The sequence below is a fragment of the Clostridium sp. OM05-5BH genome, from assembly GCF_003481505.1.
GTDB lineage: Bacteria > Bacillota > Clostridia > Lachnospirales > Lachnospiraceae > Otoolea > Otoolea fessa.
Map to the genome: position 1 here is coordinate 114,574 of NZ_QULJ01000006.1, position 17,046 is coordinate 131,619.

Genomic DNA, 17,046 nt, shown 5'->3' on the forward strand with positions numbered 1-17,046 from the left:
ATACGATGGATTTATTTGATTATATGCGGAAAAATACGATCGAGCAGGAGGCGCCGCTGGCATCCAGGCTGCGCCCGTCCACGCTTGACGAGGTGGTGGGACAGAAGCATATCATAGGAAAGGATAAGCTTTTGTACCGGGCGATCAAGGCAGATAAGCTCGGATCGCTGATTTTTTATGGACCGCCCGGAACGGGCAAAACGACGCTGGCGCGCGTGATTGCCAACACGACGAGCGCGCGTTTTGAGCAGCTCAACGCGACGGTGGCGGGGAAAAAAGATATGGAACAGGTCGTGCAGGATGCCAAGGATGCGCTGGGGATGTACGGAAAGCGCACGATCCTGTTTATTGACGAGATTCACCGCTTTAATAAGGGGCAGCAGGACTATCTTCTGCCGTTTGTTGAGGACGGGACGATTCTGCTCATTGGTGCGACGACGGAGAATCCGTATTTTGAGGTCAACGGGGCGCTGATTTCCCGATCACGTATTTTTGAGCTGAAACCGTTGGAAAATGCGGATATCCGCGAGCTTTTAGAGCGGGCGATCCATGACAAGGAAAAGGGCATGGGAAGCTATCGCGCGGAGGCGACGGACGAGGCTCTGGATTTTCTGGCCGATATGGCAGGCGGAGACGCGCGCGCGGCGCTCAATGCGATCGAGCTTGGTATTCTCACAACGGAACGGAGTGGAGATGGGCTGATTCACATTACACTCGATGTGGCGCAGGAGTGCATCCAGCGCCGTGCCGTGAAGTATGACAAGACGGGGGATAACCATTACGATACGATCTCAGCGTTTATCAAGAGTATGCGCGGTACCGATCCGGATGCGGCAGTTTATTATCTGGCGAAGATGCTGGATGCAGGCGAGGATATCAAATTTATTGCGCGGCGTATCATGATCTGTGCGTCGGAGGATGTCGGCAATGCGGATCCGCAGGCGATTCAGGTTGCGGTCAGCGCGGCATTGGCAGTGGAACGGATTGGTCTGCCGGAGGCGCGGATTATCCTGTCGCAGGCGGCTACCTATGTGGCGAGCGCACCGAAGAGCAACGCGGCGTATGTGGCGGTCGATGAGGCACAGGAGGCGGTCAGATTAAAGGGCAACTTTACGGTGCCGTCCCATCTGCGCGACTGCCATTACAGCGGGGCGGAGAAGCTGGGGCATGGCGATGGGTACAAGTATGCACATGATTATCCGAATCATTATGTGAAGCAGCAGTACCTGCCGGATGGACTGGAGGGCAGCACATTTTACCGCCCGTCAGAAAATGGGTATGAGAAGAAGATTGGGGAGTGGCTGCGCTTCCTGAAGGGCTCTGAATGAGAAAAAGCTTCTTTTCAGATGGATTTTGCCGATGCTACGCATTCCAAATCGGCAAAATCTGCTGCCGGAACTGTATCGTACGGAATTTTCAGTTCAGAAAATTCCTACCTGTGAACAGTTACTATGTTCCTGAATTGATATGTATGAAGAAAATGTCTACTTGAATTTTTATGAAAACCGTTTATAATAAAACCAAGGTGGCTGCAGGATAAAGAGCAGTCACAGCATAAAAGGCTATGTTAAAAAGGTATGCCGGGCAGGTATCTGCCTGTCCGGTTTCGTGTAAGTACCTGGAAGACATCCACACGTTTCTTATTTCTGATTTTTGAATCCCAGAGAATATGACACAATTAAACAGGGCAAGGAGAATTATATGAGAGAAAAATTAAAGACACTCCCTCTGGTGCAGCTTCGGGAAATGGCGAAGGCACAGGGGTTAAAGGGGATCAGCACCCTGAAAAAGGCGGAGATCATAGACAGGCTGTGCGAACTTGAGAAGCCGGTGGAAGAGGGACAGAAAGAAGAAACGCCCCAGGCTTCTGTCAGTGAGCATCCGGCTGGATCGGCGGAACCGGCAGAGAGAACGGAAATGCACGTGCAGCCGCGCAGAACTGATGCAGGGCAGAATACATCGGCACAGACGTATTCGCAGCCGCGGAGATCTGCCAACGGAGAACGGGCTGCGGGAGGGCAGAATTACAGTTATGAGCGCCGCAGCGAAGGCGGATACCGCCGGAATGAATACGGCTCCTATACACGCCGTGAGAATAATAATACCCGTTATCAGGATAATCGCAGACGCGAGTACACGCAGCGAGAGGGGTATCAGAGAAATTCCTATGTGCCGCGTAACAATTACAATGAAGCGATGAGCGCAAGAACCGAGTATAGCCAGCCGGAACATACCGCACCGGCACCGCAGATGGCAGAAGCAGCCTCCGAGTACAGTCAGCCGGAACGTACCGCGCCGGTGCAGCAGATGGAAAGCACCCGTACCGAGGTGGAAAATGCACGCATGGAGGATCTGAAAAATGAATTTCAGGAGCTGGACAGCGGCATCGAGGCGAACGGAATCCTGGAGGTTATGCCGGATGGATTTGGATTTATCCGTTGTGAAAACTTCCTGCCGGGTGAAAATGACGTTTATGTGGCGCCGTCCCAGATCCGCCGTTTTAATCTGAAAACTGGTGATATCGTGCGCGGAAGCCGTCGTGTGAAGTCGGCGACGGAGAAATTTGCCGCATTATTATATATTAATTCGGTCAATGGATACCCGACCAGCGTGGTGGAAAAACGTCCGAATTTTGAAAATCTGACGCCAATTTTCCCAAATGAACGTCTGCACCTGGAATATCCGGGGGTTAAGACTTCCATGGCGATGCGCGTGATGGATCTGCTGTCCCCGATCGGAAAAGGACAGCGAGGCATGATCGTATCCCCGCCAAAAGCCGGAAAGACCACCCTGTTAAAGCAGGTGGCGACGACCATCACAAAGAACCATCCAGAAATGCACCTGATCATCCTTCTGATCGATGAGCGTCCGGAGGAGGTGACAGATATCCGTGAGACGGTAACGGGAGAAAATGTCGAGGTCATCTATTCGACGTTTGACGAGCTGCCGGAGCGTCATAAACGTGTGTCGGAGATGGTAGTAGAACGGGCGAAGCGCCTTGTCGAGCACGGCAGGGACGTTATGATTCTTTTAGACAGTATCACCCGTCTGGCGAGGGCTTACAACCTGGTGGTTCCGCCGAGTGGACGAACTCTTTCAGGTGGTTTGGATCCGGCAGCGCTGCATATGCCGAAGCGCTTCTTCGGTGCGGCGAGAAATATACGCGAGGGCGGCAGCCTGACGATTCTGGCGACCGCGCTGATTGAGACGGGCAGCCGTATGGACGATGTTATTTACGAGGAATTTAAGGGAACCGGCAACATGGAGCTGGTGCTTGACCGCAAACTTTCCGAGAAGCGCATCTTCCCGGCGCTCGATATCCTGCGTTCCGGTACGCGAAGAGATGATCTGCTTCTTTCGTCCGCCGAGGCGGAAGCGGTTGATATCGTCCACAAGGCGACCAACACGCAGAAACCGGAGGATACCGTCGAGCGGATCCTGGATCTGTTTGCCAAGACGAAGAACAATACGGAATTTGTGGAGATCACGCGGAAAAAGGGATCATTTTACTAAAAATCATGTTTCATCAATAGCGCATCTGTGAGGACTTTCTTCCAGGCAGGAAAACAGGACTGTAAGAAGAAAAATAGTATTGAAAAATAGATAAAATTGCTTGCTAAAAAGTACACACCATGATATAATTATAAGGCTGTATTAACAGACGGTAGTTCTGACATCTGCGTGAGTCGTCCTTACGAGTGGAAGGAACGCTTAAATGATGGAATAGCGTGCCTGGATGTGCGGAGCTTTATATAGAGCCGTTTTAAGACGGCTTGCAATTAAAAAAGCGGTCGGAAATCGCAATGAAAAATTCAGAGAGGTGAAAGAAATGAGAGAAGGAATCCATCCAGCCTATTATCAGGCAAAAGTAGTTTGCAACTGTGGTAACGAGTTCGTAACTGGTTCTACCAAGAAAGACATCCACGTAGAGGTTTGCTCCAAGTGTCATTCATTCTACACAGGCCAGCAGAAAGCAGCCGCTGCCCGCGGACGTATCGATAAGTTCAACCGCAAGTACGGCATCAACGCAGGCAAATAAGTTTGAACCATGTAAAGGTTGGGTTTTAGTGGCGACATTAAACTCAGCCTTTTTGTTTTCTTCGTAACTGTTCAGTACCTTCACAGTCACGCGCAAAAATCCATTAAAAATTGCCTGCGGCAATGGGATTTTTGCCTGCTGGCTCATGTATTCGTACGGTCAGCGCAGTAAATGCGCAGACCTGCTGAACAGTTACTTTTCTTCTTTTTTTATTTTATTTTGAAAGGACAGCATGAAGTATTCAGGAATTGGCGGTCAGGCGGTAATTGAAGGAATCATGATGATGAAAGGCGAGGACTATGCAGTGGCAGTCCGCCGGCCTGACAAAGAGATAGAAGTAAAAAAAGACACATACCAGAGTATCACGAAAAAAGCGAAGATTTTACAGCTCCCGTTTGTGCGCGGCGCGTTCCGGTTTGCAGATTCGATGATCATCGGCATGCGGAGTCTGACGTATTCTGCCAGCTTTTTTGAGGATGATGAGGATGCAGAGCCGGGAAAATTCGAACAGTTTTTAGACCGTGTGTTCGGCGAGAAGCTGGAGAGTGCGATCATGGCAGCAGTTCTGGTAATTTCGTTTATCCTGGCAATTGGTATTTTTATGCTCCTGCCGCTGGGGATTGCGAACCTGTTTAAGGGAGTTATCACATCGGATCATCTGATGGCAGTGCTGGAAGGTGTGATCCGGATCGCGATTTTTATTATTTATATTAAACTTGTTTCGCGGATGGAGGACATCCGGCGGACATTTATGTACCACGGGGCGGAGCACAAGTGCATCAACTGTGTGGAACACGGACATCCGCTGACGGTAAAATATGTGCGCGAGAGCTCGAAGGAGCACAAGCGCTGTGGTACCAGTTTCATATTGATTGTCATGGTGATCAGTATTCTGATGTTTATGGTGATCCGGGTCGATACGATCTGGATGCGGATTCTGAGCCGTATTATTCTGGTTCCGGTCATTGCGGGTATATCATATGAGGTATTGCAGTGCGCTGGACGGAGCAATTCGAAGTTTATGGATCTGGTGAGCCGTCCGGGTATGTGGATGCAGGGTCTGACGACGAAGGAGCCGGATGACTCGATGATTGAGGTGGCGATCGCGGCGACCGAGGCAGTTTTTGACTGGAGAGAATATCTGACGGAGAATTTCCCAGGCTGGGAAAAGCAGCTGGAAGAGTCATAAATAGAACACGGTACGACAGAGGGGATGAGTCGATGAGCGAGGAAAACGGAAGAACAGACCTGACCTGGAGAGAGCTGTTGGATGAGGGCGGCGCGCGCTTAAGTGAGGCGGGTGTGCCGGACGCAGGGACGGATGCCTGGTATCTGATGGAAGCGGCGTTCGGGATTGACCGGGTGCATTATTATCTGGATCAGAACCGTCCGATCCATGCGGAACGCCTGGAAAAGGGCTATGGGCGCTATCAGGAAATGCTTCAGAAACGGGCAGAGCGCATTCCACTGCAGCAGATTCTGGGAATGCAGGATTTTATGGGAATGACATTTTCTGTCGATGAAAATGTCCTGATTCCGCGCCAGGATACGGAGACGTTAGTTGAGCGGGTTCTTCGGGATTACCCGGAAAAGGATCTGAAACTTTTGGATATGTGTACCGGATCCGGCTGTATCGCGATCAGCCTTGCCGTGCTTGGCGGCTACCAGAACGTGACGGCGGTGGATATTTCCGAGGCGGCGCTGCGCGTGGCAAAGAAAAATGCGAGACGTCTCTTTTTGATTCAGAAGGGAACTGCGCGGTCAGAATCGTTTCAGGTATCGGAGGATCCGTGGTGCATCCGCCTGAAAACGTGGCTGGCAAAGGGACCGCGCCTGCAGGCAGAGATCGAGGAACACAGCCTGACACTTTTGCAGAGCAATCTGTTTCAGGCGGTGGAGGCGGATGTCATGTACGATGTGATTGTGTCGAATCCGCCGTATATCCCATCGGCGGTGATCGACGGTCTGGAACCGGAGGTACGCGACCATGAGCCGCGGCTGGCGCTGGACGGCAGCGAGGACGGTCTGTATTTTTACCGGGTTCTGGCGCTGGAGTGCAGCAAACATCTGAACAAGGGCGGCTGCGTATATTTTGAGATAGGATATGACCAGGCGGGGGCGGTCAGCCGGATACTGACCATCGCCGGGTATCGGGAGATAGAAGTGATAAAGGATGAGCCGGGGCTTAACCGCGTGGTAAAGGCACGGTGGAACCGTTAGACGATAGAGGAGGATATCATGTTTGACAGATTGGATGATTTGCTGATCCGTTATGAAGAGCTGATGGAAGAGCTCGGCAGCCCGGAAGTGGCAAGCGATACAAATCGTTTCCGCAAGCTGATGAAGGAGCAGTCGGATCTGGCTCCGATTGTGGAGGCATATAAAGAGTATAAGAAGGCAAAACAGGACGTAGAGGACAGTCTGGCGCTTCTGGATGAGGAATCCGACGAGGAGATGCGCGAGATGGCGAAGGAAGAGTTAAATACTGCGAAAAAGCGCATTGAAGAGCTGGAGCAGGAATTAAAAATTCTGCTTCTTCCGAAGGATCCGAACGATGAAAAGAACGTTATCGTTGAGATCCGTGCAGGTGCAGGCGGCGATGAGGCGGCATTATTTGCGTCCGAACTGTACCGTATGTATGTGCGCTTTGCAGAGCGCAACCGCTGGAAAACTGAGCTTGTCAGCGTCAGTGAAAATGGAATCGGCGGCTTCAAGGAGGTCGTTTTCATGATTACCGGCCAGGGCGCTTACTCCAAGATGAAGTACGAGAGCGGTGTCCACCGTGTACAGCGTGTGCCGGAGACCGAGTCCGGCGGACGTATCCATACCTCGACCGCGACGGTTGCCGTGATGCCGGAGGCAGAGGATGTGGACGTTGTCATCGATGATAAAGATATCCGTATTGACGTTATGCGTGCGTCCGGAAACGGTGGACAGTGTGTCAACACGACTGACTCCGCGGTACGTCTGACCCATATTCCGACCGGTATCGTGATCTACAGCCAGACTGAGAAATCGCAGTTACAGAACAAGGAAAAGGCGTTCCGTCTTCTGCGTTCCAAGCTATATGATCTGGAGCTGGAGAGACGCCAGAACGAGGAAGCGGCAGAACGCCGCAGCCAGATCGGTACCGGTGACCGTTCCGAGAAGATCCGTACCTATAACTTCCCGCAGGGACGTGTGACCGAGCACCGCATCAAACTGACCTTGTATAAGATCGATTCGATCATGGACGGCGATCTGTATGAGATCATTGACAGCTTAATTGCAGCCGATCAGGCGGCGAAGCTGGCGAAGATGAATGAGGGCATCTAAAGAATTAGAGAAAACGGAAGGGGGATCCTATATGGAAAGAAGAGATAAAGTCAATTATTATTTGGATCTGGCGGAAATGGTTTCGCAGCGGAGTACCTGTCTGCGAAAGCACTACGGGGCAGTGATTGTGAATAACGATGAGGTTATCTCGACCGGCTATGTGGGCGCCCCGCGCGGACGGAAAAACTGTTCCGATATCGGTCGCTGCATCCGCGAGGAGCTTCATGTGCCGCGCGGCGAGCGGTACGAGTTGTGCCGCAGTGTCCATGCCGAGGCCAACGCCCTGATCAGTGCCTCCAGAGAGCGCATGATCGGCGCGTCGCTGTATCTGACCGGTGTCGATGCGAGAACCGGCGGGTATGTGGAAAAATCGAGCTGCTGTTCGATGTGCAAGCGCATGGTAATCAATGCCGGAATTGAACATGTCTATATCCGTGATACGAAAAATGAGTACCGAAAAGTTGATGTAGAAGATTGGATCCGCGAAGATGAATCGCTGGAAGGAAAATTTGGGTACTAAGAAGCGCACAGGAGACGGCGCTGCCCGCTGGGCACGCCGCATCTTCTGTGCTTTTTTGATCGTGATTGGATGTCTGGTTCTGGCGGATGGTGTGGGGGATGCGGTTAGAAGGGCGGAAAACAGAGATTCCCAATCTGAAGGAAATGTAGAGCAGAATTTATCTGGAAAATCTGATTCAGATGCGTCAGAGCCGATATGGCAGCCAGATTTCGCAGCCTTAAAATGCCAGAATGCCGACGTCATCGCCTGGATTCGCATTCCCGGTACTCACATCGACGAACCGATTGTCCAGACAACCGACAATGAATCGTACCGCAGCATCGGGCTGGATGGAAAACCAGATCCAGCCGGGACTGTCTTTCTGGACTGCGAGAGTGCACCGGATGCATCGGATTTTCATTCGATTTTTTACGGGCATCATATGAAGGACGGAAGCCGGTTTTCCGAGCTGATCCGCCTGAAAGACGAAGATTTCTTCCAGAAGCATCGGACGGCTTATCTCTATTTCCCAGATGGGAAAAGGCGGACACTCCGTCTGATTGCAGCGCTCACTGCGGGCAGTCAGGGGGAACGGCGTAGGACGGAATTTGCGGATCGGTCGGAGATGCATCCTTATATAGAAGAAATGACGGAGGGATGCCGGTTTCGCGAACTTCCAGACGAGGAGGTTTCCCACTTGTATTCCTTTGTGACGTGCAGTTATGAATTTTCGGATGCGCGGACGATTGTGTATGCAGTGGATGAATGATGCTCATGGGTTGTAGAATGCAAGAACAGTAGAGGAAAAATCGCGTGTAAACATAGAAGAAGTGTAAGGCAAATAAATTTGCAAGCAGCAGGCAAATGTGGTATATTACTTATAGTGATGAGATCTGCCTTTTTTTAGAAAAGAGGCGTGAAAATAAAACATATGAGGAGAACAAGATATGAAGGGTATCGTTTTAGCAGGCGGTTCAGGCACACGCCTTTACCCGCTGACACGCGTAACTTCCAAACAGCTGCTTCCGATTTATGACAAACCGATGATTTACTATCCGATCTCCGTTCTGATGAACGCGGGAATCCGGGATATTCTGATTATTTCGACACCGGATGATACACCGCGTTTTAAGGAATTGTTGGGCGATGGACATCAGTTTGGTTTACATTTAAGCTATGCCGTGCAGCCAAGTCCGGATGGACTGGCACAGGCATTTATCATCGGCGAGGAGTTCATCGGGGATGATTCCGTAGCGATGATTCTGGGCGACAATATTTTCCAGGGTCAGGGACTTGTGAAACGCCTGCGTGCTGCCTCTGCCAAGAAAGAGGGCGCGACTGTATTCGGCTACTATGTCGATGATCCGGAGCGCTTCGGTATCGTAGAATTTGACGATCAGGGCAAGGCGATCTCCATCGAGGAGAAGCCGGAGAAACCGAAGTCCAATTACTGTGTAACGGGTCTGTATTTCTATGACAACCGGGTAGTAGAGTATGCGAAACAGTTAAAACCGTCTTCCAGAGGCGAGCTTGAGATCACCGATTTGAACCGCATCTATCTGGAAAATGGCGATCTGGATGTCATTCTTCTGGGACAGGGCTTTACCTGGCTCGATACCGGTACACATGAGTCCTTAGTTGAGGCAACCAATTTCGTTAAGACAGTAGAGACCCACCAGCACCGCAAGATCGCGTGCCTGGAGGAGATTGCGTACTTAAACGGCTGGATCAGCAAGGAAGAAGTGCTGGAGGCATACGAGGTATACAAGAAAAACCAGTATGGCAAATATCTGAAAGACGTACTGGATGGGAAATATGTTGATAAAATACATCAGAATTAAAAGGAGTTAAAACAATGAAGATTATCGTGACAGGCGGAGCCGGATTCATCGGCGGAAACTTCGTACACCATATGGTAAATAAATACCCGGAGTATCAGATCATCAATCTGGATCTTCTGACCTATGCGGGCAACTTAGAGACACTGAAACCGGTTGAAAACAAACCAAATTACAAATTTGTACACGGCGATATCGCAGACCGCGACTTCGTGTTTAAACTCTTCGAGGAAGAAAAGCCGGACATCGTAGTAAACTTTGCAGCAGAGAGCCATGTAGACCGTTCCATCACGGATCCGGAGGCATTTGTCCGTACCAATGTCATGGGAACGACCACCCTGCTGGATGCCTGCCGCACCTATGGAATTAAACGTTATCATCAGGTATCGACCGATGAGGTATACGGCGATCTGCCGTTAGACCGCCCGGATCTCTTCTTCACGGAGACAACCCCGCTTCATACCTCCAGCCCGTACTCTTCTTCCAAGGCGGGTGCGGATCTGTTTGTACTGGCATACCATAGAACCTACGGACTTCCAGTGACAGTATCCCGCTGCTCCAACAATTACGGTCCATATCATTTTCCGGAGAAGCTGATTCCGCTGATGATCAGCCGTGCGCTGGCAGACGAGGAACTTCCGGTATACGGCGACGGCGCGAACGTTCGCGACTGGCTGCACGTATCCGATCATTGTGAGGCGATCGATCTGATTCTCCACAAGGGACGCGTCGGTGAGATCTACAATATCGGCGGACACAATGAGAGAACCAACCTGGAGGTTGTCAAAACCATCCTGAAAGCGCTGGACAAGCCGGAAAGCCTGATCCGTTACGTCAAGGATCGTCCGGGCCATGACCGCCGTTATGCGATCGATCCGACCAAGATCGAGACGGAGCTTGGCTGGAAGCCGAAATACAATTTTGACACCGGCATTCGTCAGACGATCGACTGGTATCTGAACAATCAGGATTGGTGGAAACACATTTTAAGCGGTGAGTACAGCCAGTACTTCGAAAAAATGTATGGAGATAGATTATAATGAGAGTATTAGTGACAGGCGTCAAAGGCCAGCTTGGCTATGACGTGATGAATGAGCTGAAAAAACAGGGTCTTACTGGCATCGGCGTGGATGTCGATGAGATGGATATTACCGATGCAGAGGCATGCCGCCGCGTGATCACCGAGGCAAAGCCGGATGCAGTGATCCACTGCGCTGCATATACTGCAGTAGACGCAGCGGAACAGAACATGGAACTCTGCCGTAAAGTCAATGCAGATGGAACGAGAAATATCGCTGAGGTCTGCAAAGGTCTGGACATCAAAATGATGTACATCAGCACCGATTATGTATTCAACGGTCAGGGCACCCGCCCGTGGGAGCCGGATGACCACCGGGAACCACTCAACGCCTACGGTCAGTCGAAGTATGAGGGCGAGCTGGCAGTCGAGGAGCTGGTAAAGAAGTTTTTCATCGTCCGTATCGCGTGGGTATTTGGCGTGAACGGCAAGAACTTCATCAAGACGATGCTGCGCGTTGGCAAAGAGCGCGGGGCAGTCAGTGTTGTGGATGATCAGATCGGTTCCCCGACTTACACATACGATCTGGCGCGTCTGTTGGTTGATATGATTCAGAGTGACAAATATGGTCGTTACCATGCGACGAATGAGGGACTTTGCAGCTGGTATGAATTTGCAGTTGAGATCTTTAAGCAGGCGGGCATGGACGTCAAGGTGACGCCGGTCAGCACTGCCGAGTATACAGCTGCTTATCCGGGTCAGGCAAAACGCCCGATGAACAGCCGGATCAGCAAAGAAAAACTTTCGGACAACGGATTTGAGCGCCTTCCGTCCTGGCAGGATGCGGTAGGTCGCTATCTGAAAGAAATTCAGTAAAAAATGTGCAATCAGACATAGAAAGCAGCAGCGGCAGAAAGTGTGAAGCGCCGTTGGCTGCAGGATTTTCTTCAGGTTGGAATCAAAATCGTAGAAGGTCATGTATGTTAGTGGGGGATTTCCATAAATGTACATGACCTTTGGACTCTGTATTTGATGATGTAGGAGGAACTCTCAAAATGGGTAAATATTTTGGAACAGACGGATTCCGCGGCGAGGCAAATGTGACGCTGACCGTGGAGGATGCCTATAAAGTAGGTCGTTTCCTGGGCTGGTACTATGGACAGAAGACGAAAGCAGATCGCTGCCGGGTCGTGATCGGCAAGGATACGAGACGCAGCAGCTATATGTTTGAGTATTCGCTGGTATCGGGACTGACCGCTTCCGGCGCAGATGTCTATCTGCTTCACGTGACAACTACTCCGAGTGTATCGTATGTTGTACGCACCGAGGAGTTTGACTGCGGTATCATGATCTCCGCAAGCCACAATCCATACTATGACAACGGAATCAAAGTCATCAATGGACGCGGCGAGAAACTGGATGAGGAGACGATCGAGAAGATTGAGTCGTATCTGGATGGCGAGATGGGCGAAATTCCATTTGCCAAACGCGATGCGATCGGACGCACCGTTGACTATGCGGCGGGACGCAACCGCTATATCGGTTATCTGATTTCCCTGGCAACACGGTCTTTCAAAAATATGCGGGTAGGTCTTGACTGTGCAAACGGAAGCGCTTCCGCGATTGCGAAAAACGTATTCGACGCACTGGGCGCGGAGACACATGTCATCAACAACACGCCGGATGGTCTGAATATCAATACAAATTGCGGTTCCACCCACATCGGGGGACTGCAGAAATATGTGGTTGAAAATCATCTGGACGTTGGATTTGCTTATGATGGAGATGCGGATCGCTGCCTGGCAGTGGACAGTGAGGGCAAGCTGGTAGATGGCGACAAGATCCTCTATGTATGTGGAAAATACATGAAAGAACAGGGCACGCTGGTCAACAATACGGTTGTCACCACGGTTATGTCGAACTTCGGTCTTTATAAGGCATTTGAGCGCGAGGGTATTTCTTATGAGAAGACGGCGGTTGGCGATAAGTATGTCTATGAAAATATGTCCCAGAACGGTCACTGTCTGGGAGGCGAGCAGTCGGGCCATATCATTTTCAGCAAGCACGCGACGACCGGAGATGGCATTTTGACATCATTAAAGCTGATGGAAGTGATTCTGGAGAAGAAAGAGACACTTGCAAAGCTGGCTGATGAGGTGCAGATTTATCCGCAGGTTCTGAAAAATGTCAGAGTCAAGGATAAAGAGGCGGCGCAGGCAGACCGCGACGTGCAGGCGGAGGTTCAGAAGGTATCGGATGCCTTGGGCGATACCGGTCGAATCTTAGTTCGTCCGAGTGGTACGGAGCCGCTGATCCGCGTGATGGTCGAGGCACCGACGGATGAAATCTGCGGAAAATATGTAGCACAGGTTGTAGAAATGATAGAGAAAAAGGGACTGGCAGAGTAAGACATGAGAGAGCAGTTGACAGAAAGTGATGTAAAGAAGATTCAGGAAGAGATCGACCATCGGAAGCTGGTGGTCCGCAAAGAGGCGATCGAGGCGGTCAAGGAGGCGCGCGCACAGGGTGACTTGAGCGAAAACTTCGAATATTATGCTGCTAAGAAGGATAAGAACCGGAATGAAAGCCGTATTCGCTATCTGGAAAATATGCTGAAGCATGCCAAGATCGTATCGGAAGAATCCCGCCCGGATGAGGTCGGAATGAATGATACGGTTACCCTGTATTTTGAGGATGACGACGAGGAAGAAGTATACCGTCTGGTAACGAGCATCCGGGGCAATTCTCTGGAAAACCGGATCAGCATCGAGTCGCCGCTCGGAAAAGCGATCGAAGGACACCATGTGGGTGACCAGGTGGAAGTGAAGGTCAACGATAAGAGCAGCTATGTGGTGGAGATCCGGAAGATCGAGAAAACGGGAGAGGAGGATTCGGATCGGATTCGTAGTTATTAGTCGCAATACAAAGGAGAGTTTTGATTACTATGAAATTTGAAGAATTATGTGATGCACGTTATTCACTTCGTAAATTTGACAGCCGCCCGGTTGAGGCGGAAAAATTACAGAAAGTGCTGGAGGCAGGACGCAAAGCCCCGACGGCACATAACTTACAGCCACAGCGCTTTTTCGTGATGCAGAGTGAGGAGGCTCTGGCGAAAGCGGATGCATGTACGGCGTGTCATTTTCATTCGCCGGTTGTGATTGTAGCAGCCTATGATCCAGAGATTTCCTGGAAAAGGGAAGGGGACGGGAAAAACCATGGAGAGATCGATGTGACATTGGCGGTTTCCCAGATGATGCTGCAGGCAGCAGAACTGGGACTGGGAACAACGTATGTTGGTATGTTTAATCCAGAAAAATTGCTGGAGCAGTTCCCAGAGATGAAGGGCTTACAGCCGACGGTCTATCTGCCGCTTGGATATCCGGCAGAGACAGCTCATCCGTCCAGGCTGCATACAGATCGCAAGCCGCTAGAAGAGCTGGCAGTATTTCTGTAAAATATAGACAATCCGTAACTGTTCAGTACCTTCACAGTCACGCGCAAAAATCCATTAAAAATTGCCTGCGGCAATGGGATTTTTGCCTGCTGGCCCATGTTTTCGTACGGTCAGCGCAGTAAATGCGCAGACCTACTGAACAGTTACGACAATCCTTTATTTACCATAATCCTTAATCGATACAGTCTGTTTCCTGAGAAGCTTGGAGACAGGCTGTATTTTTGTGTAATGCCAATGATGCGCACTCGCGCGAAGCAGAAATATGTAACGATATATCTTGCAATCCATGTGCATTTAAAAGTATAATAAAAAAATATGAAGAGAAGCATGAAACGATGTAAGATGAGAAAAGGAAATGGTATGTTATTAAGAGAATATTTAAAAGAATGGACCAAAGAAGACTTATTAAACGAAGCAAGAAGCTACGAGTTAAAGAACTGTTCCCGGCTTAAAAAGGATGACCTGATTGACCGAATTGTAGAATATTTAACGACAAAAGAGGCACTCCGGGGTAGACTTTCATGCCTGACGAAAGAGCAGATGGTGCTTTTTTGCAAAGCCTGTACCGAGCCACAGAAAATTTCTGCAGAAGAGATTATGGATGGAATGCAGTTATATAAATATGTACTTGGAAGTTTTGAGGAAGTGAGTGACTGCTTTACTGTCTTTGAAGAGATTGCACAGGGTTTTAGCGGGATTGACGATGAGGCATTCCGGGCGGTTCAGAGCAAAAAAGGCTGGCTGATGAAGTGTATCAGCTTCTTTATCGATTATTATGAGATTGCGCCGTTGGAAATTTTGTATGAACTGTACAAATTGAAGGTGAAAGGCACGATCGAAGAAATGATCGGGATGCTGCAGGAAATGCCGGAGGACATTACAGAATCCTGCATTTTCCCGATGGAGAAACTGGGAATGCAGGATCTGCCGAAAGAGAATCCACTTTATTCCGAGAGAGGCTTGTATGTACATCTTCCGGTATTTGAGGGTGATGGACTCACTGCTTTGTTGAAACAGCAGCAGAATAAAAAATTCTATATTCCGTCTGCACAGCAGTTGGATGAAATCTGTCAGAAAGGGTATGAGGCAGGTGTACTGGCTTATAAGGAGCTGGAGTCCTATTTCATAAAAAAATTGGATGTGCCGTATGAGAAAGCGGCTAGATGGTGCTTTGAGACGTGGGCCAGCAGTTATGAAGGAAAATCACCGGCAGAACTGATGAATAAGATGCATGAAGAAGGGATTGTCTTCCAGAGCGAGCAGCAGATGGGCGAATTTTTAAGACTTCTCATGGATGCGTTCAACAATACGAGAACAAAAGAAAACCGCGGAAATAAACCGTGGGAATTAAGTGAGAGAGGTATGATCGGCGGCATGCCGGCGATGGTGCCGGAAATGTCCCAGCCAGCACCGGTAACTGTGAAAAAGGTGGAGAAGATTTATCCGAATGATCCGTGTCCTTGCGGATCTGGGAAGAAATATAAGAAGTGTTGTGGAAGAAATTAATACTCAGAGGTGAAATGAAAAATGCAGCAAGAGAGGAAAGAAATATCTGGCAAAGCTAATACGATCGCTGGTTTTTCCATCCCTCTGTATCTAGGCATCTTGGCGCTGGTGGTGGTCTGTATGTATATGGACTGTCTTCCGGCAGGCTTGGTCGGCGGCATGATTGCGCTGATGGTGCTGGGCGAGGGACTCAGTTTTTTAGGAAATCATACACCGGTTGTGAAAACGTACCTGGGCGGCTCGGTCATCTGTATTCTGGGGGCGGCGGTCATCCAGGCGCTGGGGCTGATTCCGGAGCAGACGCATGAGATCCTGGACAATTTTGTCAACAAAGAAGGATTTCTGGTCTTCTATATCTCAGCGCTGATCACAGGAAGTCTTTTCAATATCGACCGCGGGCTTCTGATCCGCGCAACGGTGAAACTGCTTCCGACAGCTGTCATATCGCTGGCAGTCGGCGTGATACTTTCAGGTCTGCTCGGTATGGTGATGGGGGAGAGTTTTCTGGAAGGCATCCTGTATATCGGTATTCCGATGACGAGCGGCGGCATGACGGCGGGAGCAGTGCCTCTGTCGGCAATGTATTCGTCGGTTCTGGGGACGGACGCCGGACAGATCCTGACGCGGATCGCACCGGCGACGGTGCTGGGAAATTGTGTGGCGATCATTTTTGGCGGTTTAGCCAATAATATCGGCGAGCGAAAGCCATCTCTGACCGGAAATGGCTGCCTTGTCAATGACGGTCACGAAGTGAAGAAACAGCCTCCGATGAAACCGACCTTCGCACTCTTATGTACGGGACTTATCATTTCGATGGCATTTTATGAACTGGGGGCGCTCTGCCATCATTTTATTTCGATTGTACCGACATATGCGTGGATGATTGTGGCAGTTGTGATTGTGAAGGGAACGGGAATCCTTTCAGATCGCCTGGAGGACGCGGCGAGAGAGTGGGGACAGTTCGCGATCCACAGCTGGACGGCGGCGGCGCTGACTGGAATCGGAGCGACGCTGATTGATTTAAAGACGATTCTGCACACCATCACTCCATTTTATCTGCTCAGTGTCGTGCTGATTGTCGGGGCGATCACACTGACCGCCGGACTGATCGGCATCAAGATGGGATTTTATCCGCTGGAATCATCGATCGCAGCGGGGATGTGTACGACGAACATGGGCGGTTCCGGAAATGTGGCGGTGCTCAGCAGTTCGAAACGGATGGAACTGCTTCCATTTGCACAGATTGTGACGCGCTCCTGCGGGGCACTGATGCTGACGATCGGGGGTGTGCTGATACAGCTGCTGGCGAGGTAGAAAAAGAACGGTGATTGACAGAGAAATGTACCTGATAGAGGGAAAATAAGTGGAAACAGA

16 protein-coding genes are annotated in these 17,046 nt (G+C 50.3%); all 16 read left to right on the top strand.

What is annotated here, in order from left to right:
• The first annotated feature begins 5 nt into the window (after positions 1-5).
• The 16 genes from DXB70_RS09375 to DXB70_RS09450 all read left to right on the top strand — a co-directional run bounded on the left by DXB70_RS09375 (position 6) and on the right by DXB70_RS09450 (position 16,986).
• Entirely contained in the window at positions 6-1,328 is a 1,323-nt protein-coding gene (locus DXB70_RS09375; protein ID WP_118492413.1) for a replication-associated recombination protein A, read from the top strand.
• Between the two features lie 373 nt (positions 1,329-1,701).
• The gene (gene rho / locus DXB70_RS09380) at positions 1,702-3,513 is read left to right on the top strand and encodes a transcription termination factor Rho (RefSeq protein WP_118638294.1); all 1,812 of its coding nucleotides are present in this window, start codon (positions 1,702-1,704) and stop codon (positions 3,511-3,513) included.
• Between the two features lie 316 nt (positions 3,514-3,829).
• Complete coding sequence (gene rpmE, locus DXB70_RS09385; protein WP_022360607.1) at positions 3,830-4,039, top strand: 50S ribosomal protein L31; 210 nt, start codon at positions 3,830-3,832, stop codon at positions 4,037-4,039.
• A 232-nt stretch (positions 4,040-4,271) separates the two neighbouring features.
• Positions 4,272-5,228, top strand: a complete 957-nt coding sequence (locus tag DXB70_RS09390) for a DUF1385 domain-containing protein (RefSeq protein WP_118673182.1) — start codon at positions 4,272-4,274, stop codon at positions 5,226-5,228.
• Between the two features lie 32 nt (positions 5,229-5,260).
• A complete protein-coding gene (locus DXB70_RS09395; protein WP_118673183.1) occupies positions 5,261-6,259 on the top strand; it encodes a HemK/PrmC family methyltransferase in 999 nt (332 codons plus the stop codon).
• A gap of 18 nt (positions 6,260-6,277) precedes the next feature.
• Positions 6,278-7,354, top strand: coding sequence for a peptide chain release factor 1 (gene prfA / locus DXB70_RS09400; RefSeq protein ID WP_118472590.1), 1,077 nt, complete (start codon positions 6,278-6,280; stop codon positions 7,352-7,354).
• A 31-nt stretch (positions 7,355-7,385) separates the two neighbouring features.
• Complete coding sequence (locus DXB70_RS09405) at positions 7,386-7,874, top strand: deaminase (RefSeq protein WP_022360603.1); 489 nt, start codon at positions 7,386-7,388, stop codon at positions 7,872-7,874.
• Positions 7,864-8,622, top strand: a complete 759-nt coding sequence (locus DXB70_RS09410; protein ID WP_182448442.1) for a class B sortase — start codon at positions 7,864-7,866, stop codon at positions 8,620-8,622. The genes DXB70_RS09405 and DXB70_RS09410 overlap by 11 nt, the downstream gene beginning before the upstream one ends.
• Positions 8,623-8,800: 178 nt before the next feature.
• Positions 8,801-9,694 (top strand): glucose-1-phosphate thymidylyltransferase RfbA, encoded by an 894-nt coding sequence (rfbA, locus tag DXB70_RS09415; RefSeq protein ID WP_107001393.1) that lies wholly within the window; start codon positions 8,801-8,803, stop codon positions 9,692-9,694.
• 14 nt (positions 9,695-9,708) lie between these two features.
• Positions 9,709-10,731, top strand: a complete 1,023-nt coding sequence (rfbB, locus tag DXB70_RS09420) for a dTDP-glucose 4,6-dehydratase (protein WP_107001394.1) — start codon at positions 9,709-9,711, stop codon at positions 10,729-10,731.
• The gene (gene rfbD, locus DXB70_RS09425) at positions 10,731-11,585 is read left to right on the top strand and encodes a dTDP-4-dehydrorhamnose reductase (RefSeq protein ID WP_107001395.1); all 855 of its coding nucleotides are present in this window, start codon (positions 10,731-10,733) and stop codon (positions 11,583-11,585) included. Before rfbB ends, rfbD begins: the two co-directional genes overlap by 1 nt.
• Before the next feature lie 179 nt (positions 11,586-11,764).
• On the top strand, positions 11,765-13,117 hold the full coding sequence (gene glmM / locus DXB70_RS09430; protein WP_118673185.1) for a phosphoglucosamine mutase: 1,353 nt from the start codon (positions 11,765-11,767) through the stop codon (positions 13,115-13,117).
• 3 nt (positions 13,118-13,120) lie between these two features.
• Positions 13,121-13,624, top strand: a complete 504-nt coding sequence (gene greA, locus DXB70_RS09435) for a transcription elongation factor GreA (RefSeq protein WP_022360596.1) — start codon at positions 13,121-13,123, stop codon at positions 13,622-13,624.
• Between the two features lie 29 nt (positions 13,625-13,653).
• Entirely contained in the window at positions 13,654-14,166 is a 513-nt protein-coding gene (locus DXB70_RS09440; protein WP_118673186.1) for a nitroreductase family protein, read from the top strand.
• A 360-nt stretch (positions 14,167-14,526) separates the two neighbouring features.
• Positions 14,527-15,672 carry an SEC-C metal-binding domain-containing protein gene (locus tag DXB70_RS09445; RefSeq protein ID WP_182448443.1) on the top strand — a complete coding sequence of 382 codons (1,146 nt, stop codon included), beginning with the start codon at positions 14,527-14,529 and terminating at the stop codon, positions 15,670-15,672.
• Between the two features lie 21 nt (positions 15,673-15,693).
• Positions 15,694-16,986, top strand: a complete 1,293-nt coding sequence (locus tag DXB70_RS09450; RefSeq protein WP_118673188.1) for a 2-hydroxycarboxylate transporter family protein — start codon at positions 15,694-15,696, stop codon at positions 16,984-16,986.
• Positions 16,987-17,046 lie beyond the last annotated feature (60 nt).